This window comes from Kitasatospora sp. NPDC101155 (assembly GCF_044768305.1).
In the GTDB taxonomy this organism is placed as follows: domain Bacteria; phylum Actinomycetota; class Actinomycetes; order Streptomycetales; family Streptomycetaceae; genus Kitasatospora.
On sequence record NZ_JBIWPN010000011.1, the window covers coordinates 171,040 to 191,245 of the forward strand.

Here is a 20,206-nt window from a genome sequence, read left to right on the forward strand (position 1 = left end):
GGCGGCCCGGACACCGGGCCGCCCCGCAGCGATACGGAGCACGCCCCCAGGGGGCGGATCAGCCGCGGGCGGCACTGCGGCGGCGGAGGCGAAAGCCCAGGACGACGAGCACGACAGCGACGACCGCGGTGCCGACGCCAGCCCAGGTGGCGGCGGTCGAGCCGTCGTCGTACGCGGAGCCCTTCGCCCGGGCGCTGGACGTCGCGGTGGCGGTCGCGGGACCGGGGGTGGTCGGATCGGGGGTGATGGCGCCGGTGGGGGCGGGGGCCGTCGGGCTGGTGGTGGGGCCGAGGGTGACGACCGGGGACGGGGCGGCGGTCGGCCCGGCGGTGGGGGCTGTGGTGGGCATGGACCCGATCGGGTCGGTGATGGCGGCGGCTGCCACGTCGAGTTCGCGTTCGACGTGGCCGAGGTCGGGGAACGCGCAGTCGACGGTGATCTTCCAGTGACCGGCCGGCAGGATCTCCCGGGTGGTGTAGCTGCCGGGGTGGCCGGGGAGGGCGACCAGGCGCCAGGGGCCCACCGTGCGCCCGTCGGAGGAGGTGGCGGCGAGCGAGCCGGCGAACCCCTCGGTGACCGGGTCGTGGTCGTTCTCGAAGCTGGCGATGGTGGTGACGTGCCCGTTGTCCGCCCCGGTGATCTCCAGGTGGACGGTGTCGCCGTGGGCGGAGGCGGGGACGGCGGCGGGTGCGAGAACGACCGTCCCGGCGACGGCCAGGGCGGCGGCGATGGAACGGATACGCATGGCGGTGCTTCCTCGTGCGGTGAGTGGGAGGGCCGGGTGCGGCCGCCGGGGGTTCACGGCGGCCGCACCCGGCCGATCGGTCCTACCTGCGGTCAGCGGACCTGTCCGGGGTCAACGGACCGAGCGGGCCGGCCGGCTTTCCTGGGGTCAGGAGACCTTCTGCAGCGACCAGTTCTGGAAGGCCTGGCCGTTGGGCTGCTGGAGCTCCAGCAGCCAGCCGCCGTAGTACCAGCGGTTGCTGATGCCGAGGACCAGCGAGGTGCCCTGGGCGGTGAGGGTGACGCCGCCGTTGGAGGAGTTCACCTGCCACTTCTGCGCGGCCGCGTCGGAGCAGGGCTGCTGGGCGACGTACTGGCCGGCCACCGCGGTGCCGCCCAGCTGGAGGCACTTGTCGGAGCGCACGGACTTGATCCGCAGGGTGCCGGAGCCGGCGTCCTCGAAGGTCCACTTCTGGTTGGCGTAGCCGGTGCGCTGGTAGGCGATTGCGGGGGTGCCGTCGTTGAGCGAGCTGCCCCACAGGTCGGCGGCCTGGCCGGTGAGCCCGTTCAGCATGGTGTAGTGGGTGCCGGGCTGGGGCTTGCCGGAGTCGGCGGTGGTCTTGAAGGTGACGGTGCGGCCCGGCTTGGAGACCTTGCCGACGGCGTCACGGGAGGCGATGGCCACCTTGTACTGGGTGCCCGGGGCGAGCCGGACCAGGCCGACCACGGTGGTGTGGACGGTGCCGACGGACTGGCCGTTCAGCAGGACGTCGTAGCCGCTGGCGCCGTTGGCGGCCGGCCAGCTCAGCATGGCCGAGCTCTGGGTGACCTGGCTGACCGTCACGTCAGGACCGGTGGAGCCGGTGGTGGAGGTGGCGGTCGGGGACGGCGTGGCGGTCGGCGAAGCGGTGCCGGTGGCCGTCGGGGACGGCGAAGCGGTCGGCGAAGCGGTGCCGGTGGCCGTCGGGGACGGGGACGGCGTGGCGGTCGGCGAGGAGGTGCCGGTGGCCGTCGGGGTCGGGGACGGCGTGGGGGTCTTGGTGGGTGTGGTGGTCGGGGTGGGCGAGGGGCTCGCGGTCTTGGTCGGGGTGGGGGTCGGGTTCGGGTTCGGGCCGGTGCCGCCGCCCGCGATCAGGAAGCGGTTGTTGGCGACGTTCCAGTGCGAGGCGAGGTAGCTGCCGGGCTTGGGATCGGTGCTGAAGTAGTTGTCGTGGGTGCAGTCGAGCCGGTCGGCGTGCGCCTTGTCCGGGCAGACGAGCTGCATCTTCGGGTAGTACGGGGCGTCCGAGTAGCACATCAGGTCGTAGTCGTAGACGCAGTGGCCGCCCTTGCTGGAGTCGGGTGCGCTGTCGTTGACGGCGCCCAGGTTGTGGCCGAGTTCGTGCGCGGCGGCGAAGCCGCCCCAGCAACCCGAGTCGGTACGGCCGTACGAGGGGCCGAAGTTACTCTGGTTGTCCTTGCCGGGACGATCGTCACCGTCGAAGGTACCGATGCCGCAGTACACCTGGGCGTCGGTGAACATCATGTACTTGCGGTCCTTGCGGTTGAACCCCTGCTTGGCGAGCGCGTTGTTCTGCGCGTTGAAGTCCTTGATGTCGGCGTCGGAGATCTGGACGTTCAACACCGAGGCCGTGCAGTCGGAGTCGGTGACGAAGCGGACGTGCCGCTCGCCGCCGGTCTCCTGGGCGCTGGCGTTGTAGATGGTGTCGACGTCGGCGGCCCACTTCTTGAACGAGGCCGAGTATTGGGCATAGCGGTCGTTGCCCGGGGCGTGGACGTACACCGCCTGGACGCGGTTGCCGCTGGTGCCGTCACCGTCGCAGACGACGGTCGAGCCGCCCGCGGCCGCGCCGGCGGCCGCGTTCTGCTGCGGGGTGTCGGCGGCCGCGTCGCCGAGCAGGGCCTTGCTTCCGGCGTCCAGGGCCGGCGCGCCGCCCTTCAGCAGGTCGGCGGCAGCCGGCGGCTGGGCGTTGGCGGGCGGGGTCAGCGGGGCGGGTTGGGCGGCGGCCGCGGCCACCGGGGCGACGTCCTTGTGGATGTCGACGCCCTTCGGCGGGGCATCGGGGCCGTGGCTGCAGAGCGAACCACCGCTGACCTGCAGCTGTCCGGCACAGCGGTCGTCGGTGGCCAGGGTCAGGCCGGAGTAGACGAGGCCGCGCTCGGGCTGGTCCTTGGGTATTTCCTTGAGCGGCGTCGCCTTGGTGTCGTGCTTCGGGGTCGGCGCCTGGGTGCCGCTCTCGGCGGAGCCGGTCTCCCCCTCGTCGTCGCTGACCAGGCCGACCGTCTGGCCCGCCCCGAGATCGTCGGCCGACGCCACGGCCGTGTTGCGCGAGGGTGAGTCCAACGCCGTCTGGAGGCCCAGCGCGCCCGCGAGCATGCCGGCCGCGACCGCCAGGCTGACCAGTGCCGTCCTGCGGGTCGAGCGCTTCTGCCGGCGACGGCGACGCTCGCTGCTTCGGTGTCCCATTCACGTTCCTTTCCTGGTGCGAGGGCCCGGGGTGTCCCTCTGGGTTGCCCGCGCCTGCGGCGGGCTCGCTTCCTTGCCCGCGTCGGGCTGGTGCCGGCCGCTCGCGGCGGCGTGGGGCGGGTGCGACATGGGCGGCTGTCAGAAGGCCGCCAGGCCGCCTCTTCCCGACCCGGCCCGACCGCCGGCACTGTCGTGGCGAACAGCGGCCCGGGCAACGGGAGTTCGGCACCACCCGGCGCCGTTTTGGCTACTTGCGGATGGTCAGGCTGTACTTGCTGCCGCTGTGGCCGGTGACGTCGATCGTGGTACCGGACCCGGCGTTGGAGCCGAAGGTGGCGTCATCGAGTTCGTGCCCTCCGCTGCCACCGGAGTCGGGGACGGGCGCCCAGGTCGCAGCCGACGCCGAGTCGGAACCGTCGGTCAGATCCACACCGCCACCGATCACGGTCGCGGCGCCCAGAGCGGCGCTGGTGATGCCTTCAGGACGACGGTGACGTCCCATGGTTGTTCTCCCTCCTCATCCGAACTGGCGACAACTCGCTGTGCCTGGCCGATCGTAGGGGCGGTGATGTGGCCGAAATCAGTCCTCGAAGACGCGGCTAACCAAGCCCTAACGTTCCGCTTAACCCGTGATCGACGGGAACGCCCGGCCGACTGACGTGGCGGTTCGTCGACGAGCCGTGATCACGCTTCCTGGAGTCCGCCCACGGCACAGCCCCGTTCGCCGGTCACCCCAGGGTGAACAGGAAGCTGCTGGAGTGGTAGTAATCGGGCAGCTGGACCAGGGTTGATCCGACGCGGGGTGGGTCGTCCTTCGGCCACTGCTCCGGGCCGAGCAGATGGGAGGCGTCCTCGCTCGACGGCACCGACGGCACGAACCACAGCCGGACGGCACCGGTTTTGGCGTCCGGATCGAACCGCCAGACCTGCTGCGCGCGTTGCTTACCGGCCCGGCAGCTTCGGAGGGCGACCGCGACAAGGTTCCCGCCGGCGGTCGTTCCGTCGAGGCACATTCCCGTGCCGACGTTGCGGAGCTGGTAGGTGTCCTGATCGGCCGCCAGACGTTCCCACCGCTGGGACGCCTGGCCGGTGCACTGTTGGAGCTGCAGCGGGCTGTCGGCGCTCTTGTCGGTGATGCCGACGCAGAGCCCCGAGCTCCTGTTGACGAGCGGGAGGCCAATCGGCTGGCTTGGTGGTGGTGCCACGGCCACCGTCGGTGGCGGGGGCGAGGGGGTGGCCGGCGGCGAGTGCAAAATGGTCACCGGCCCCGCGCTCGCGGGGCTCGTGGAGGGTGCTGACTCCGTAGAACCGGGGAGCGGGAGGGTGCCGGCCGGCGGAGGGTGTGTTCCCGCCGAGTCGACGGTCATGAGCACCACTCCGGCGATGACCAGCGCTACCACCGCGCCCGCCCCGACGGCGGCGAAGGACGTCAGTGCGCGTCGCCCACCGGGGCGACGGCCATCTGCATGCGGCGTACGTGCTCGGGTGCGAGGGGCGGACCGTCGTGCGTGTTCCTCCCCGATCAGGCGTGCCAGTTCGGCGTCCGTGGCTGCATGAGTCACCGAATCTGACATCTCTTCTCCATCCCACGATGGGTTCCCTGTCGAACGATCGCCAGGTGGCGTGGTAGCGGTGCGGCAGATCGCCAGGCGTTCCCGCGTGCACGTGGCAGCCCGCCGCCCGCGCGTCGAGGTGAGTCGCTCGGAGCAGCAGGCTGTGACGCGATGCTTCCTGGCCCGCGCTGCGTACTGGGCACCGGCACGAACTGATGGATGTCCTGGCGCCGGACGTGGTCATGGTCGCCGACATCCGGGTGGCGTTCGGGTTCGGCTCCAGGGCGGCGGGCAGCGCCCTTCGGGCGGTGAGTGCCCTGGCCTGCGGCGGGCTACTTTCCTCTCCTCCGCCGGACTCGTGCTGGCCGCTCGCGGTGGGGCGGGCGCGGCGCGGGCGGCTGCCAGAAAAACGCCAGACCGCCCCTGTCCGGCCGCCGAACGGGGTCGAGGCCGACAGCGCTCGGACGGCAGGGTTCGGCACAACCCCATGCCGCTTCGGCTTACTTGCGGATGGTCAGCGTGTACTTGCTGCCGCTGTGACCGGTGACGTCGATCGTCGCGCCGGACTCGGCGTCGCTGTAGTGGGTGACGGCGTTGGCGCCGAAGCCGAAGGTGGCGTCGTTGAGTTCGTGCCCCCCGCAGCCACCGGAGCCGGGGCGGGCGTCCTGGACGCGGATGGGCCCGTTGCCGGTGGCGATGGCGGTGTCGACGGTGTAGATCAGGACCCCTGTGGCGCAGGCGTTGCTGTCGACGCCCTGCTTGGTGCGGACCTCGGCGACGACGGCGCGGGTGGGGCTGGTCTTGACGACAGCGATCTTCTTGCCGCCCTTCGTCTCCAGGGGGGTGAGGGTAACGGTGGTGCTGCCCTGGCCGGTGACGCAGCGGACCTGGTTGTCATCGATCCAGTGCTGCTTCCACTTGTGCCAGCCGAAGCGGTCCGGGTCGGGGCCGGAGATGAGCCCCATCATGTCCCAGCCGCCGACGTAGCGGTGCTCGTCACCGGAAGCGAACGAGTAGAGGTCGGGCAGCCCCATGGCGTGCCCCGTCTCGTGGTTGATCACCTTCGATCCCCAGTACCACAGGTCCTGGCCGAGGGTGACGGTCTTGTCGATGACGGTGCCGTCGGCGGCCGTCACGCTGCCCATGAAGGTCGGGGAGAAGGAGATCGCCGAGGCGCGCCTGGTCGGTACGACGTACAGGATCTGGGTACCGCTGAAGTCCACGGAGCGGCCAACGGCGTTCAGGGCGTCCTGGATGTACTTCTGGTGGCTCTCGTAGCTCAGCCCCCGTTGGTAGCCGTAGCTGTCGGAGGAGTCCGGCATGCGGTAGAAGCGGCTCGTGTCCGCCGAGACGGACAGGTTCAGCCGACCGTACGAGGCCGTGGAGAACCAGCTGGTCGCACCGGGCGCGAGCTGGTCGTACAACGAGGTGGTGGTGTCGTCCGCCGGGGCGTCGGGAAAGTCCACGAAGATCATTTTTGCCTTCACGTCACCGGTCGACGGCACGAAACCGTCTTGGCTGCCGAAGCCCTCCGACAGATCGGCGTCCGTCGCCGGCAATTTGCAGCTCGCCGCCGACGCCATGACCGCAGCCGACGCGGGATCGGAACCGTCGTTCAGGTACACACCGCCGCCGATGATGGTGGCGGCGGCCAGGGCAGCGCCGGTGATGCGCTTGGTACGACGGTGACGTCCCATGGTTGCTCTCCCTACTCGTCCGGACTGGCGACAGCTCGCCATGCCTGGCTGATCGTAGGAGCGGCGATGTGGCCGGAACCGTCCCTCGAATGCGCGGCTAACCAAGCCCTAACGTTCCGCTTAACCCGTGATCGGCGGTGGCACACGACCGGATGACGGGGCGGTTCGTCGACGACGCGTACGAGCGGCACGGCCGCACACCGGCCGGCTCACCCACTGGACCGGGTGTGAGCCCGCGGACGACGCGGACGGCCGGCTCACCCACACCCTCAAGGCGGCACCGGTCAGCACGACCGCACCCGTCCAGACCGGGCACGGCCTGGGGGCACCGGCCGAAAGGTGAGCGGAGCCTTAGGAGTTCGTTACCCGACCCTCTGAGGGACGGATTCGGCGCCCGGCCGCTCCTACGATCACTCGTGTCGGCCGGCCGGGCCCCCAAGGTCGGTGCTCTCCGCCCGCGAGAGTAGGTGGCACGCCCGCACCAGGTCCGATCCCGCCGCCCCTCGGCCCGGGCGGCGTCGGCCATCGCGTGCCCTCGGCGACCTCCGCTGCCGGGCGACCTTTCCACCGCGGGCAGGTGCCTCGGGGCCCGCGCGAACCGCACCCCCTCGGCACGCCCGAGCGACGGTTCTGCCGAAGACCACCCGCACAACAAGGAGTGCACACCAGTGGCCAAACACCGTTCGAAGAAGCGGCTCCGCATCGTCGGCCTCGTCGTCTCACTCGGCCTGGCCGGAGGAGCTGCCGCCATGCTCAACTCCTCGGCCATGGCCGGTCCCACGCCGGGCACCAACACGTTCTACGACTTCCCCTCCGGCACCGGCTCCCTGCACGACGTCACCTGGACGACGACCCCGCAGTCCGACCCCGGCTACACCGCCGACGTCTTCTGGAGCCACCAGTTCGCCTTCGACAACAACCAGACCGCCTATTTCGGCATGCAGAGCGACGGCGGTGACAAGCGCCATGTCCTCTTCTCGGTGTGGGACGCCACCGACGCCAGGAAGAGCCCCGTCAGCACGTGCGAGAACTTCGGCGGCGAAGGCAGCGGCAAGCACTGCAGCGCCCTGCTGGACTGGCAGGCCGGCCACACCTACGCGTTCACCGTCGCCCCCACCTCGGATCCGGGCTGGTTCGGCGCCACCGTCACCGACACCACCACCCACACCAGCATCGACCTGGGCAGCATCAAGACGAACGGCGCCGGCGGAATCTCCCCGGGCGGGATGATGGACTGGACCGAGTACTTCGAGTGGGGCCTGCCCGAGTCCAACTGCTACAACCAGCCGGCCACCTCGGTCGTCTTCGGCGTGCCGAAGGCCAACGGCGGCACGATCTCCGCCACCGTCTCCGGCAGCCAGGTCAACGACACCTGCAAGTCGATGGCGAAGGTGAAGACCACACCACAGGGCAGCGTGCAGCACGGCGCCATCGGCAACACCACCCGAGGCATGGTCCAGCACGCCCAGCAGTGCCTGAGCTCCCCCGACGGCTCGACAGCGGCGTTGTCCGAATGCGCCGAGGAGTCCGACCGGGCCTGGGTGTACGCCGTGGACCATACGCTGCGCCTGAGGAACGACACGTGCCTGGCCGTGGACGGTACCACCGCCGTCGTCCGGGACTGCCGGGGCACCGGCGGCGAGGGCCGGGTCGACGACCCGGCGAAGCTCTGGGTATACGACCCCACGGCGAAGACCCTCAAGAACAGCCGGTCCGGACGTTGCCTCGCTGTGGGGGCCGACGGCGCCCCCACCACCGAGGACTGTGCCGGCACCGCCGCGCAGCAGTGGACCCTCCCGACCGCCGACGGCACCGGCCGGCCCCCCACTCCGGCCGTCCACTCCGGCCCGCTCAGCGATCAACCCTGGACCATCGCCACCAACGGCTGGGGCCCGGTCGAGAAGGACATGAGCAACGGCGAGCGCGCGGCGCACGACGGACACGCCCTGACGATCCGCAGTACCACCTACGCCAAGGGCCTCGGTGTGCACGCGGCCAGCTCCGTCGCCTACGACCTCGGCGGGAAGTGCCAGAAGCTCACCGTTGACGTGGGCGTGGACGACGAGACCGGCGGCAAGGGTTCGGTGGACTTCCAGATCTACCGGGACACCACCAAGGTCGCTGACAGTGGCACGCTGACCGGGAAGTCCGCCGTCAAGCACCTGAGCGCCGATCTCACCGGCGGCAACACCCTCCGCCTGGTGGTCACCAAGTCGGGGCAGAGCATCGACCACGACCACGCCGACTGGGCCGACCCCCAGCTCAGCTGCGGCTGACACCCACCCACCTGCGGGCCGCGGACGGGACATCCCCCGACGCCGCTCGCAGTCGTTCGCCGTCGTCGCTCGGGCAGCCGTCGCAGAAGGAAGGCGTGATCACCATTTCCTCTGGTGCTCGGTGGAGTTCGCCCACGGCGCAGCCCCTGCGCCGGTCATCCCAGGGTGAACAGGAAGCTGCTGGAGTGGTAGTAGTCGGGCAGTTGGACCAGGGCTGATCCGACGCGGGGTGGGTCGCCGTCCGGCCAGTTGTACGGGCCGAACAGGTGGGAGGCGTAGTCACTCGACGGGACCGGCGGCACGAACCACAGGCGGACGGCACCGGTTTTGGCGTCCGGTTCGAACCGCCACAGCTGCTGCGCGCGTTGCGTACCGGATCGGCAGCCCCGAAGGACGACCACGACCGCGTTCCCGCCGGCGGTGGTCCCGTCCAGGCACATTCCCGTGTCCGCGTTGCGGAGCTGGTAGGTGTCCTGATCGGCCGCCAGACGCTCCCAGCGCTGGGCGGCCTGGCCGGTGCACTGCTGGAGCTGCAGCGGGCTGCCGGCACTCCTGTCGGTGGTGCCGACACAGAGCCCCGAGCTCCTGTTGACGAGCGGGAGGCCGATCGGCTGGCTCGGTGGCGGTGCCACGGTCACCGTCGATGTCGGGGTCGACGGGGTGGGCGAGGGGACGGCCGGCGGCGACGTGGTCGGCTTGCCTTGAGACGGGGTGGCCGATGCCGAGGCGGTCGAGGCCGTGGGCGACGGGGTGGCCGACGGCGAGTCCGCGATGGTCACCGGACGCACGCTCGCGGGACCCGTGGGGGATGTCGACTCCGCGGAGCCCGGCAGCGGGAGGGCGCCGGCCGGCGAAGGGTGCGTTCCCGCCGAGTGCACGGTCTCGATCACCATTCCGGCGATGACCAGTGCCGCCACCGCGCCGGCCCCGGCCACGGCGAAGGACGTCAGTGCGCGTCGCCTGCCGGGGCGACGGCCGTCGCTGTGCGGCGGACGCGCTCGGGTACGGGGGGTGGATAGCGGTGCGGTCGTCGACGCCGGCCGGGTGCCGGCCGCGACCACCGGCAGGGCGGTGGACGACGGTTCTCCCGTCCACAGCAGCAATCCCCGGAGCAGGACCGGCCGCTGCCAGATGTCGATGGCAGTCAGCTCCGCTCGGGCGCGACCACAACTGCCGCACCGCGAGAGGTGGCCGTCGAGGTTCTCGGCGTCGTCGGCGATGCCATGCCGGACGAATTCTCCCAGGACGGCGATCAGGTGACGGCACGACCGATCTGGGACTCGCGCGGCGTACGCCTTCAGGTAGGCGTCGTAGAGGCTCTGCCGGGTTGGTCCGTCCGGCTCCGGTCGAGCCGTCGGCGACTGACCGGTGGGCTCGTCGAGGTAGCACCACAATGCCGCCTGCTGATGCTCCGGCAGGTTGACGAACGCGCGCAGGAGGAACGCGTCCGCTTCCACCGCGGCGACCGCCGCTCGCGCCGACGCGGCCGCCGGATCCGGCTGGGGCAGACCGTCGAGCCAGGAGGCGAAGCCGGTGCTCAGCACCGCTTCCCGTCCGGTGTCGGCCCAACCGGCCGCAGCTCTCCTCACCTCGGCCAGCAGGTACGGCCGCCAGCTCGCCGTCGGTCCGGCGCCGGTGCGGACGGCTTCCAGGGCCCGCTCGAAGGACTCACTCGCGAGCTCCTGTGCCGCCTTGTCGTCCTTGCAGAAGAGTCGAGCGTAGGCCTTCAGAGCGGCCTTGTGGCGGTGCGTCATCTCTGCGAGCGCCGATTGGTCCCGCTCGTGCCCATCGCGGATCAGGCGTGCCAGTTCGGCGTCCGTGGCTGCACCGGTCACCGAATCAGACATCTCTTCTCCTCTGTACGCCCCTGCGGGGGGTTTGTTGGCGAACGGTCACCGCGCGGAACGGCCAGGGGGCGCGAGCGTCGCAGGCCGTCATTGGAACGCCACGGGCATTGATGCCGCCAAGGCGGTGGCAAGTGCTCGAATCGCGCTCCGATGGCTTGCCGACCGGGCGCCGGGTCCTTCTGCGGTGAATTTTCTACCCGCCGGTAGAGGATCTTGGCCGTGATGAACTTCCCGCGTCAAGGCGAACGCGAAAATATGACGAGCGCTCAGATATTGCAAGACAATCCGTCAACAACACGTATCAAGAAGTGAGATGGAAATAGCCGGTCGGGCGGTCCGGCGCTTTGAATTCATCGACATGGCGGCACGACGGGCGGGGTGCGCCGCCCGGGCGGACTCGGTCGACCGGCGCGGGCGGGAGTCAGTCCTCCCGGCTGAGGCGGAGGGCCTTCGCGGTGCGCCGGCGGCGGTGGCGCCAAGCTCGACCGAGGGTGCGCCGTGAGTCCGGGGCGAGGCCGAGGGCCACTTCCACGCGCGCCCCTCCCAGCGTGCTGTGGCCGATCGACAGGTGCCCTCGCGTCGACTCGGCCGCGGTGCGGGCGATGTCCAGCCCGAGGCCGGTCGAACCGCCGGTGCTGACCCCCCGGGACAGTGCGCTGCTCGGGTCCTGGATGCCTGGGCCGCCGTCCTCGACGACCAGCACGACACTCTGGGCCGTCCGCTGCACGCTCACCGCGAAGGCGGTCCCTTCGGGGGTGTGCCGGAAGACGTTGCCGACCAGGGCGTCGACCATGGCGGCCAGATGGTCGTCGGGCAGCCGCACGGGAGTGGGTTCGTCGGTGGCCTCGAAGGCGCACATCCGGCCCTGCTGCTCGGCGAGCACCGACCAGAAGCCGACTCGGTGCGCGGCCAGCTCCGATACCTGGCACGCCTCGGGGGCGCGTCGACCGGGGTGCACGGCGCGGTCATCGCGGGCGCCGGTGCCGTCGTTGGCCCCGAGCGGCCTGGTGGACAGGGGTGTTCGGGCCGTGACGATGATCGAGTCCAGTTCGGACTCGAGGTGGTCGATCGCCGCGCCCACCCGCGCGGAGCCCGCGACCGCGCCGACCTGATCGGTCGCGAGGCGCAGCGCCGTCAGCGGGGTCCTGAGCCGGTGCGAGAGATCCGCGACGAACTCCCTTTCGGATTCGAGGAGCTGCGTCACGCGATCGGCCATGCGGTTGAACGCCAGGCCGGCTGCCCGAAGCTCCGGTGGCCCGGTCGGTTCGACCCGGACGTCGAGGTCGCCGGCGCCCAGCGCCGCCGAGGCGTCGGAGAGGGTGCGGGAGGCGCGCACCACGCGGGCGCCGAGGCGGTCGGCCACCAGGACCGAACCGATCACCAGGCCGACGGCGAGCAGGGCCATCACCGTCCAGGCCCGCGCCACCCCCTGGTTCAGTTCGGCCTGCGGTACGAACTCCTCCACGACGGCCACCCGGTTCGCGTCCAGGGGCACGGGCTGCAGGTAGGCCCAGCCGCCGGGTATCGCGCCGGCGAAGGACATCCGCTCGCGCACGGCCCGGTCCAGCAGGTCGGCGGGGGCGTGGGCCGTGCCGACGGTCCGGCCGTCCGGCAGGTGGACGCTGTGCCGACCCGCCATGTTCAGGCGTGCCACCACCTGCTCCAGGTCCGTGGGCCGGGAGGCCAGCGTCACGGTGGCGGGTACCAGGGCGGCCGCCCGCTGTTCGGCGCCCAGCGCGGCCTGCGTCTGCACCTGCGTGCGCAGGAGCAGGGCCAGGGGGACGAGAAAGGAGAGGGCGACCATGGAGGTCACCACCAGGGCGACGGTGGCGAGGGTGGTTCTCACTGGGGTGCCACCAGCTTCACGCCGACTCCCCGAACGGTGTGCAGGTAGCGGGGCCGGGAGGCCCGCTCGCCCATCTTGCGGCGCAGGCAGGACAGGTGGACGTCGACGGTCTTCTCGTCCACGTACGGCTGGCGCCAGACCTCGGCGAGGATGACCTGCCGGGAGACGACCCGGCCCGCGTTCCGGGCGAGGAACTCCAGGAGGTCGAACTCGCGCCTGGTCAGGCTGAGTTCACTCCTCGCGAGACGGGCGGTCCGCGCCATCGGGTCGATGCTCAGCTCGCCCAGGACGATCGCGCCCTGGGCCGCACCGGGAACCGGGCCCGCCTGCACGGCCGGGCCCGCCCCGGGAAAAGTGGGTGGCCCGGAGCAACGTCGTAGCACGGCGATCAGGCGGGCGACGAGTTGCCCACCGGAGAACGGTTTCACCAAGTAGTCGTCAGCTCCCGCGTTGAGAAGCTTGATGATCTCCCGCTCGTCGTCCCGGGCCGTCGCCACCAGCACGGGGACCTGGGACAGGCCGCGGATCATCCGCAGGGCGTCGGCACCGTCCAGGTCCGGCAGTCCCAGGTCCAGGACGATCGCGTCCGGCGGCTGCCGGGTGATCTCGCGCAGCGCGCCGAAGCCGTTCGGAGAACTGCGCACCAGAAGATGGTGGTTGGTCAGCACCTCTATGAGGGAAGCGCGGATCGCGGGGTCGTCTTCGACGACGAGGACGGACGTCATGGCGCACACCGTAGCGGCATTGACGAAATTCGGAGAAGGGGAACCAGGTTACGAGATATCAGGGGCATCCTCACCTTCGCGGAAGGTTAGCGGATGCTTATGGGTTCACGAGCAGAACCCACGTACGCGGGCTTTCCATGCCGTGTTGCGCTTACGGTCACTCAAGTCGTCCAGTGTGCATGCCGAAGGACGGCGACACTCCAGGGCGTCTCACACACCGAAGTGGTCCGTCGCGCGTCGGCCATTCCTGTCCCGTCATCCGTCACGCTCGGTCCAAGACGCTCTCCGGCAGCGGGACGGCAAGGTTCTTCACGCACCACGGGCGCCGTCAGGCCGATCGTGCACACCTCGCGCGAACGGGCGCGCCGCCACCGTCCCCACCCAAGTGCTGGCTCGCAAAGCGTTGTCGCGCTGTACGCGTCGCGCCATCGATGTGCGGAGCGGGCGCCGATCTTCGGTGCCCGCCTCGCGAAGGTGTTCACAGGGGTCAGCCGAGGCCGTCCGCCCCCACCCGGACGGCGCTTTCGCTGAGCAGGGCGTCGGAGACGGGTTGCGGGTTCCCATCGAGGTCGAGGACCGGCGTCGCCAGCACCCCAGGGCAAAACGATCTGGTGCGAGCAGACGCTGCCCACAGGCTGAGCGCGGGCTCAGAGGGCGCGCGCAGTGCGATCGGCCATCCCTATCGCCGCTGCCTCCGCCCCTGCCGTCCCCCAGCCGCCGGGTTGCTCCAGTCGTTCGCAACGACTCATGAAACGTGATCGCGTAGGTGGATCGCCGTGCGGCCGGGTGCTTCACAGGAAGCACCCGGCCTGTCAGGACGGGGCTGCTGGTGGACAGGAGTGCCGCCCGGTGTTCAGCCGGAGATCAGCGGGTAGCCGCGCAGGACCTGCTGGACGTGGAGGAGGGCGCGGGGGAGGAACTCGGCGATGGTGGCGGCGACGACATCGGTGGTGCGCTGGACGTCCTGGGCGATCCGGTTGACCTCGGCGCCGGAGAGGCCGCCGGGGAGCCGGTCGAGGCCGAGGCTTCCCTCGCTGCCGTCGATGGTGTCGACGTCGAGGTGGAGGCGATCCAGTCGAGCAGTGGCTGGGTGGAGGTGCGCAGCTAGTCGGGGCTGAAGGAGGTGAGGCCCCCTTCGTCGACGTGCTGGTAGGCGCCCTCGGTCCAGTCGTGGAGGCCGACGAGAGCGACGCAGTGGGCGGGGACGGTGGCCGGGAGGAGTTTGGTCATCTCGGGGTCGCCGTGGCCGGTGATCACGGAGACGGCCATGGCGTGGTAGCCGTTGTAGTCGGTGTCGCCGGTGTCGACGTCGGGGTGGGAGTCGATCCAGATGACGGCGATGTCGTCGCCGTAGCGGTCGGCGAGGCTGGTGAACGGGGCGACGCTGACGGTGCAAGTGCCGCCGAGGGTGGTGATGCGGGCGGGGTCGTGATCCTTGATGATCTTCAGGGCGGCGGTGAGCTGCCGGGTGAGGACGCTCTTGGATTCGATGCCGTCGCGCAGTTGGGTGCCGGAGTCGTCCATCGGGACGGGCACGGTGGCGGTGGGGCCGGCGTGCGGCGGCAGCACGGCCTGGAGCACCTCGGTGCCGACGGCGTAGCCGCGACGGGCGCCGGCGAGGGGGAACTCGGGGACCAGGTGGCCGACCGCGCCCGGCTTGTCAGGGCCGCTCCCGCCCTCCCCGGCACCACCCGGATCAGGCTGCCCTCAGCTCCACCCCCCTGCTACGACAGTTCGGCGGTGAAGGTCTCTCACCTCCACACGAATCACAGCGCCTCACGGCGCAACTCGAAGAGGATCCAGGCCCCGAGCGCCGCCGCGGTGGTTTTGCCCGCGGCCAGACCTCCTGCTTCCACAATTCCACCGCGTGCTCGTCGCGCTCCAGCGCCCGGCGGGCCGGGGCCTGCCAGGACCAGCCGTGGCGCTTCAGCAGCCGCCACACGGTCGTGATCGAAAGCCGCATCCGAAACCGGCGGCCGATCACCGTCTGGACCCGGGCCAGCGTCCAGCATTGGTCCTCGAAGCCGTACGCGACCGGCCCCCTGCCCAACTCCTCTTCCAGTTCGGCGAACTGGGTTGCCGAAAGCTTGGGCTCACTCGCCGACCCCGCCGAGCGCAAGGCCTCCATCCCACCCTCGCGCCAGGACCTGCGCCAACGCTCCACCGACCGCTCACCGACCCGCAGATCACGGGCGATCATCTCCGTCTTGTCGCCGACCTCGAACCGGCCGGCGGCCTCCAGCCGCACCTGTTCACGAAACGCCCGCCGCTCAGCGGTCAGGCCCCCAAGCTGCGCATACCGCATATCAACGGCGTACTACAGGGATCACTATCTGTCACTACCCAACAACAGCACGAAATCCTCAGCAACCAGGGACAGCGGGCTACGAGCGGGGGATTTTCGCACAAACCCGGCCAAGCAGAAACGGCCTGCCAGCCAAACTGACGAGCCGTCACGCAGGATCGAGGCCCTAGACGGTTACCGTGTTGATGACACATCGAAGACCATTGTTGGTCGACGTCGCACCACCGGACACGCCGGCTTCCGCTCCCCAGCTGTTGCACGTGCCGGAATCCGCATTCTGGAAATCGACTCTCGTGTTCCGGAAAGAGAGCGGGGCGTTGAACGATGCGCCATCGTAATTCTCGATGACGAATAGCAGCCAGTTCTGCGCCTGGCCGTGAAGATCTTCACTGAAGGAGACGTGGTTTGGCCCGTCGGTGATGGTCTGAATCCATTTTCCACTGGCCGAATCCAGTCGCATGGAGATGTTCAGCTCATCGCCGGGATTTACCTTCATCGCTTTTCCGGAGAAACAGCCCTGATATCCGGGCTGACTCCCTTCCGTGTTGACATACTGCCCGGATATCCACCAGGAGGAGTAGCTGACAGGCTCACCCGCCGCGGGCGCGCAGGAAGAGCCCCAGGTCAGGACCGGCTGCAGCACTCCTTCCCCGATGGGATTGAAATTCGCTCCGCCGAGCGGCTGGAGTCCGGGCCACAGGAACGTGGTGCCGACGTGGGGCTGTTCCGATGGCACGGTGAAACTGGTCTGCACTTTGACGATCTGGTTCGATGCCGGCAAGGTGAATTCGACCGGAGACCCTGAACTGGCGGCGCTTTTTACCGACGATGGCTTGATCGCAGCCGATGCCCGGTTGGAACCGATGCCGCTTGCCGGCGATGACGTGATCGCGGCCGACGCCGGGTTGGAGCCGGTGGTCATGTACACACCGCCACCGATCATGGTCGCGGCGGCCAAGGCAACGCCGGTAATGCGCCTGGTACGACGGCGACGTCCCACGGTTGGTCTCCCTACTCGAATGCGATTGGTAGCGACTTGGTGCGCCTGACTGATCGTAGGAGTGACGCCGCGTCGAAACCATCTTGAGAAGGGACAGCTAACGAGCCCCTAAACTTCCGCTTACCCTTGATCGACGGTGACGCACATGCGAATGAAGGGGTCGTTTCGGCGACGAGTACGGACGCGCCGTGTGGCAGTGCCACTCAGCGCCGGAGAGGCCCCAGTGGGCGGCCGACGCCGACCACCAAGCCGTCCGCGACCTCGCCGCTTCCTGCACCTCGAACGGCGCGCCGGATCGGCGTCGGGCCCGGACGGCATCGCGCTCGCGACGAACCCACGCGGAGGTCTCGGCCCACAACGATCCCGGATCACCCGACCTCCGCCGAGCTGCCAGCACACTCGAGCTGTCGTACTCCTGCTTCGAGTTCGGCGGGTAGGTACCAGCCTTCGACGGTGGGGGTCATGTAGAGGCGGGCTTTGAGGCCGAGGAGGAGTTGGCGGCGGTGCTCATGGTCGGCCTGGGTCCAGACATCGGCAAAGGTCTGACCGGTCTCGACCTCGACCCAGGCCGAAGGGCGTTGCGGGAGGGCAGCGAGGCGGCGGCGTTCATCGACGAGGACTTCGAGGGCTTCGGCGTACTCGTCGTCGCCGCCGGGGTAGTCGAACAGGCCTCGGCGTTTCTCCTCGCGCAGGTCGCGCATGGCCTGGGTGACGTGGTTGAGCTGCTCGGTGTGGTCCTCGCCGGGATTGAACCGGCGCACCGTCATCGCCAACCCTGCCAAACGCTCCACCAGGGCTGTGATTGCGGCGGTGACCCACTCGCCCTTGACGGACTGGCCCTTGCAGGCGGGTTTGCCCGCCGTCTTCGCGCACCGGTAGTACTCGTAGATCCGGCCGTTCTTCGCGAGATTCACCTGCCGGTAGAACCGATCCCCGCAACGGTCACAGTGCGCCACGCCCAGCCAGGGCGAGGCCCCGTTCGAGCGCTCCTTCGTCACCGACCGCTCGTCCATCACCGCCTGGACCGCTGCCCACTCCTCCTCCGTCAACAGGGACTTCGCCATCCGGATCGGCAGGCCCTTCGCGTCACGGGCGATCTTGCGCGCCTTGACGGAGCGACCGGTCAGCTTCAAGCCCATCGTCGCCGGCGAGCGAAGGATCTTGCCCACACTGGTGGGATTCCAGTGGTTCGACGGCGGCGTCCTCCGCTTGCTCGAGTATGTGTCGCCCTGGTTCTTGTACGCGTGGGTAGCCGGGGTGTCGAAACCGGCGGCCTCCAGGGCCGCGGCGATCATCCACTGGCTCTGCCCCTCCAGGAGGAGCTTGCCCATGTAGCGCACAGCCTCGGATGTCACCGGGTCCGGCTCCAGGGTGCGCCCGCCACCGGGGCGGTCGACGATCCGGTACCCGTACGGCGGCTGCCCACCCGCCCACCGGTCCGTCTTGCGCAGATGCTTGTGCGCGGCGCTGACTCGGGCCTTGATCCGCTTGAGCTCCATCTCCGCGAAGATCGAAGCCAGCATCAGGAAGACCTTCGCCGGCTCGTTGCCGAACGACGACTCCCTCCCCTTCCGGTAGTCCAGGGTGATCCCGTCGTCGGTGAAGACCAGGACCTTGTGGTTCTCCTCCGCCCAGTGCGCCACGTCCGCGCAGACGCACCATCGCCTACCTCGCGGACCTGCTGCATTCCCACCTGAAGGCGATCGGTTCCCCGTTCCGGTCGCTGCCGCCGGGCCGGATCGCGGTGCTCGGGCTCGCGATGCTGCGGCACGACCAGCGCCTGCTCGACCTGGCCGACGGCAACGGCGTGCCCGAGTCCACCCTGCGGCGTTGACGGTCGCGCCCTCACTGGCCCGCGACGCGCGCGGCTTCGTCGCGGGGCCGTGGGCGACGAGTTCGGCAGCTGGCGGCACCTGCGCCGGTTCCCGCTCAGCGGTGGTGGACCTCCAGGAAGGTGCGGACCGCCGACTCGAGGGCGCCCTCGATCCAGGCCGGCTTGAGGCTGGTGTGCTCGCCGGCGAAGTGGACGCGGCCCTCCGGGGTCTGGGTGGCCGGGTGGAGCTCGTGCAGCTGACCGGGGGTGACGATGGCGGCCTCACCGAGGGCGTACCGGGCACGTGCCCAGGACTGGGTGGCGCCGACTCCGGTGAACTCCCTCCGCACGCGCGGCCCCAAGAGCCGCTCCAGGTCGTCGAGGGCGAAGGCGTATCGCTCGCCCGGGGTGAGCGAGTCCCAGCGCGCCGCGTCGTCCGACCAGGTGTACGAGGCGAGCACCACGCCCCCCGAGGAGCCCTCCGGCGCATGCGAGGGGAGGTAGGTGAAGCGGCTGGGGCTGTCGCTGACGCAACCACCGCCGGTGAAGCCGTCCAGGCCTTCCTCCCAGAACCGGCGGTGGAACTCGAGCAGGACCTTGGTGGCCGAGTCGTAGTGCAGCTCCGCGACGGCCCGGCGCTTGGGGTAGGTCATCAGGGGCTCGATCCGACAGAACCGCAGCGCGCTGAACGGGACGGTGACGATCGCGTAGTCGCCCTCGAAGGTCTCGGCGGGAGCGACGGGAGCGCCGTCGCAGGACTCCTCGTCGCCGCTCTCCGTGACCGTCTCGATGGTGACCTTGCCGGCATCCTGCACCAGGCGGGTCATCCGGCGACCGAGGCACAGGTCGTCCCGAAGCGGGGCGGCCAGCGCGTCGGTGAGCATGGCGGTGCCGCCCTCCAGTTCCCAGTAGCGGTTGGTTGGACTGATCACCGCGTGGTCGATCAGGGTGGGGATCAACGAGTAGTGCAGCCGGGAGGTGAGGTTCTCCAGAGTGCCGACGGCCTGGACCGACGCCGGGTCCCAGCCGGCTTCCTCACGCAGGAAGCGGCGGGTGGAGTGGTAGCCATAGGTGGAGAAGATGTGGGTCCAGGCGTCCAGCCGGTGGCGGATGTCACCGTCCCGGACCGAGACCCGCTCGAACGCCCGGTCGAGGGCACTGGCGGTGGTGGAGTCGAACCGGGCACCGAAGGAACGGTTGACCACGGCCGGCGACTTGGCGTACGCGGCGCGGGTGGTCCGGCTGCCGTTGACGTGGATCAGACTGCGGAAGCAGGCCGCGGGCGGGGTGAACGGACGGTCCGGGCCGTTGCTCCAGGTCTCCCCGGTGAACGAGCGGTACGTCACCGGCGGAACGGCACCGGTCGGGCCGGCGCCCGGCGCGACGTCGGCGTTGTAGAACAGCCGCCGCTTCAGGCCGAGCTTGTCGGCGAGCGCCAGGACGAGCGGGTGGAAGTCGGGCAGGCGCATGGCGCCGGCCTCCGCGTGGAGCCGGGGGTCGGCGAAGATACCGCGGAAGGTCTTGATCCGCCCGCCGACCCGGTTGGCGTTGGCCTCGATGACGGTCACCTCGTGACCGGCCTGCTTGAGCAGCGTCGCAATGGTCAGCCCGGCGACGCCCGCACCCACCACCAGCACCCGCTTCCGGTCGGTGCGGGGCGGCAGTTGGCCGTCGATCAAGATCCGCAGGTATTCGAGCGTCAGGTCGGTCTGCTCGTCCGCACCGACCATGAGCATCTCACGGGCCAGCGCGCGGCTGACCGCCTCGTCGGCCACCGGGCCGACGCTCGGCGCGTACGCGGGCACCGTGGCCGCCGCAACCCGGGTGCCGAGGCCGACCGCGCCGACCGCGGCCGTGGCGGCTGACCCGAGGAGGGCACGCCGCCCCACTCGGGGCTGCCCAAGGAAGGCGCTCGACTCCCCGGACCGACTCACAGCGGGCTGACTCACGTTCT

General features: G+C 70.1%; 15 protein-coding genes and 1 pseudogene. 3 read left to right on the plus strand and 13 right to left on the minus strand.

Annotated features, from left to right (window positions below; translation table 11 throughout):
- Positions 1-58: 58 nt before the first annotated feature.
- The 4 genes from ACIRYZ_RS18990 to ACIRYZ_RS19005 form a co-directional block, all read right to left on the minus strand.
- Positions 59-745: a hypothetical protein gene (locus ACIRYZ_RS18990; protein WP_402945550.1), complete on the minus strand. Its 687-nt coding sequence runs from the start codon at positions 743-745 to the stop codon at positions 59-61.
- A gap of 147 nt (positions 746-892) precedes the next feature.
- Positions 893-3,190, minus strand: a complete 2,298-nt coding sequence (locus ACIRYZ_RS18995) for an RICIN domain-containing protein (RefSeq protein WP_402945552.1) — start codon at positions 3,188-3,190, stop codon at positions 893-895.
- Between the two features lie 247 nt (positions 3,191-3,437).
- Positions 3,438-3,692 (minus strand): hypothetical protein, encoded by a 255-nt coding sequence (locus ACIRYZ_RS19000; RefSeq protein ID WP_402945555.1) that lies wholly within the window; start codon positions 3,690-3,692, stop codon positions 3,438-3,440.
- 226 nt (positions 3,693-3,918) lie between these two features.
- Positions 3,919-4,401 carry an RICIN domain-containing protein gene (locus tag ACIRYZ_RS19005; RefSeq protein WP_402945557.1) on the minus strand — a complete coding sequence of 161 codons (483 nt, stop codon included), beginning with the start codon at positions 4,399-4,401 and terminating at the stop codon, positions 3,919-3,921.
- Positions 4,402-4,822: 421 nt separating this feature from the next.
- On the opposite strand from ACIRYZ_RS19005, the pseudogene ACIRYZ_RS19010 reads away from it, so the two are divergent.
- Positions 4,823-4,997 (plus strand): annotated as a pseudogene (locus ACIRYZ_RS19010) (RNA polymerase subunit sigma-24); the annotation flags it as partial.
- A gap of 246 nt (positions 4,998-5,243) precedes the next feature.
- Here ACIRYZ_RS19010 and ACIRYZ_RS19015 read toward each other — a convergent pair.
- Positions 5,244-6,440, minus strand: a complete 1,197-nt coding sequence (locus tag ACIRYZ_RS19015) for a M6 family metalloprotease domain-containing protein (RefSeq protein ID WP_402945559.1) — start codon at positions 6,438-6,440, stop codon at positions 5,244-5,246.
- A 668-nt stretch (positions 6,441-7,108) separates the two neighbouring features.
- Here ACIRYZ_RS19015 and ACIRYZ_RS19020 point away from each other — a divergent pair.
- Positions 7,109-8,716, plus strand: a complete 1,608-nt coding sequence (locus tag ACIRYZ_RS19020) for an NPCBM/NEW2 domain-containing protein (RefSeq protein WP_402945562.1) — start codon at positions 7,109-7,111, stop codon at positions 8,714-8,716.
- A 155-nt stretch (positions 8,717-8,871) separates the two neighbouring features.
- Here the strand turns inward: ACIRYZ_RS19020 and ACIRYZ_RS19025 are convergent, their stop codons facing one another.
- The 3 genes from ACIRYZ_RS19025 to ACIRYZ_RS19035 form a co-directional block, all read right to left on the minus strand.
- A complete protein-coding gene (locus tag ACIRYZ_RS19025) occupies positions 8,872-10,563 on the minus strand; it encodes a ricin-type beta-trefoil lectin domain protein (RefSeq protein WP_402945564.1) in 1,692 nt (563 codons plus the stop codon).
- Between the two features lie 421 nt (positions 10,564-10,984).
- On the minus strand, positions 10,985-12,409 hold the full coding sequence (locus ACIRYZ_RS19030) for a sensor histidine kinase (RefSeq protein WP_402945567.1): 1,425 nt from the start codon (positions 12,407-12,409) through the stop codon (positions 10,985-10,987).
- Positions 12,406-13,134, minus strand: coding sequence for a response regulator transcription factor (locus ACIRYZ_RS19035; RefSeq protein ID WP_402945569.1), 729 nt, complete (start codon positions 13,132-13,134; stop codon positions 12,406-12,408). Before ACIRYZ_RS19035 ends, ACIRYZ_RS19030 begins: the two co-directional genes overlap by 4 nt.
- Positions 13,135-13,963: 829 nt before the next feature.
- Between ACIRYZ_RS19035 and ACIRYZ_RS19040 the strand changes: the two genes are divergently transcribed.
- On the plus strand, positions 13,964-14,242 hold the full coding sequence (locus ACIRYZ_RS19040; protein WP_402945571.1) for a hypothetical protein: 279 nt from the start codon (positions 13,964-13,966) through the stop codon (positions 14,240-14,242).
- Here the strand turns inward: ACIRYZ_RS19040 and ACIRYZ_RS19045 are convergent.
- The 5 genes from ACIRYZ_RS19045 to ACIRYZ_RS19065 form a co-directional block, all read right to left on the minus strand.
- Entirely contained in the window at positions 14,239-14,703 is a 465-nt protein-coding gene (locus ACIRYZ_RS19045) for an arginase family protein (protein ID WP_402945573.1), read from the minus strand. The genes ACIRYZ_RS19040 and ACIRYZ_RS19045 overlap by 4 nt on opposite strands.
- 127 nt (positions 14,704-14,830) lie before the next feature.
- Positions 14,831-15,439 (minus strand): winged helix-turn-helix domain-containing protein, encoded by a 609-nt coding sequence (locus ACIRYZ_RS19050; protein WP_402945575.1) that lies wholly within the window; start codon positions 15,437-15,439, stop codon positions 14,831-14,833.
- Between the two features lie 166 nt (positions 15,440-15,605).
- Positions 15,606-16,439 (minus strand): hypothetical protein, encoded by an 834-nt coding sequence (locus ACIRYZ_RS19055; RefSeq protein WP_402945577.1) that lies wholly within the window; start codon positions 16,437-16,439, stop codon positions 15,606-15,608.
- A gap of 368 nt (positions 16,440-16,807) precedes the next feature.
- On the minus strand, positions 16,808-17,962 hold the full coding sequence (locus ACIRYZ_RS19060) for a recombinase family protein (RefSeq protein WP_402945580.1): 1,155 nt from the start codon (positions 17,960-17,962) through the stop codon (positions 16,808-16,810).
- Between the two features lie 406 nt (positions 17,963-18,368).
- Complete coding sequence (locus ACIRYZ_RS19065) at positions 18,369-20,201, minus strand: FAD-dependent oxidoreductase (protein WP_402945582.1); 1,833 nt, start codon at positions 20,199-20,201, stop codon at positions 18,369-18,371.
- Positions 20,202-20,206 lie beyond the last annotated feature (5 nt).

Bases quoted from the DNA above. Each gene is read 5' to 3' on its own strand.
- ACIRYZ_RS18990 (WP_402945550.1), bottom strand. From the start codon at position 745: ATGCGTATCCGTTCCATCGCCGCCGCCCTGGCCGTCGCCGGGACGGTC.
- ACIRYZ_RS18995 (WP_402945552.1), bottom strand. From the start codon at position 3,190: ATGGGACACCGAAGCAGCGAGCGTCGCCGTCGCCGGCAGAAGCGCTCG.
- ACIRYZ_RS19000 (WP_402945555.1), bottom strand. From the start codon at position 3,692: ATGGGACGTCACCGTCGTCCTGAAGGCATCACCAGCGCCGCTCTGGGC.
- ACIRYZ_RS19015 (WP_402945559.1), bottom strand. From the start codon at position 6,440: ATGGGACGTCACCGTCGTACCAAGCGCATCACCGGCGCTGCCCTGGCC.
- ACIRYZ_RS19025 (WP_402945564.1), bottom strand. From the start codon at position 10,563: ATGTCTGATTCGGTGACCGGTGCAGCCACGGACGCCGAACTGGCACGC.
- ACIRYZ_RS19035 (WP_402945569.1), bottom strand. From the start codon at position 13,134: ATGACGTCCGTCCTCGTCGTCGAAGACGACCCCGCGATCCGCGCTTCC.
- ACIRYZ_RS19050 (WP_402945575.1), bottom strand. From the start codon at position 15,439: ATGCGGTATGCGCAGCTTGGGGGCCTGACCGCTGAGCGGCGGGCGTTT.
- ACIRYZ_RS19060 (WP_402945580.1), bottom strand. From the start codon at position 17,962: ATGCTGGCTTCGATCTTCGCGGAGATGGAGCTCAAGCGGATCAAGGCC.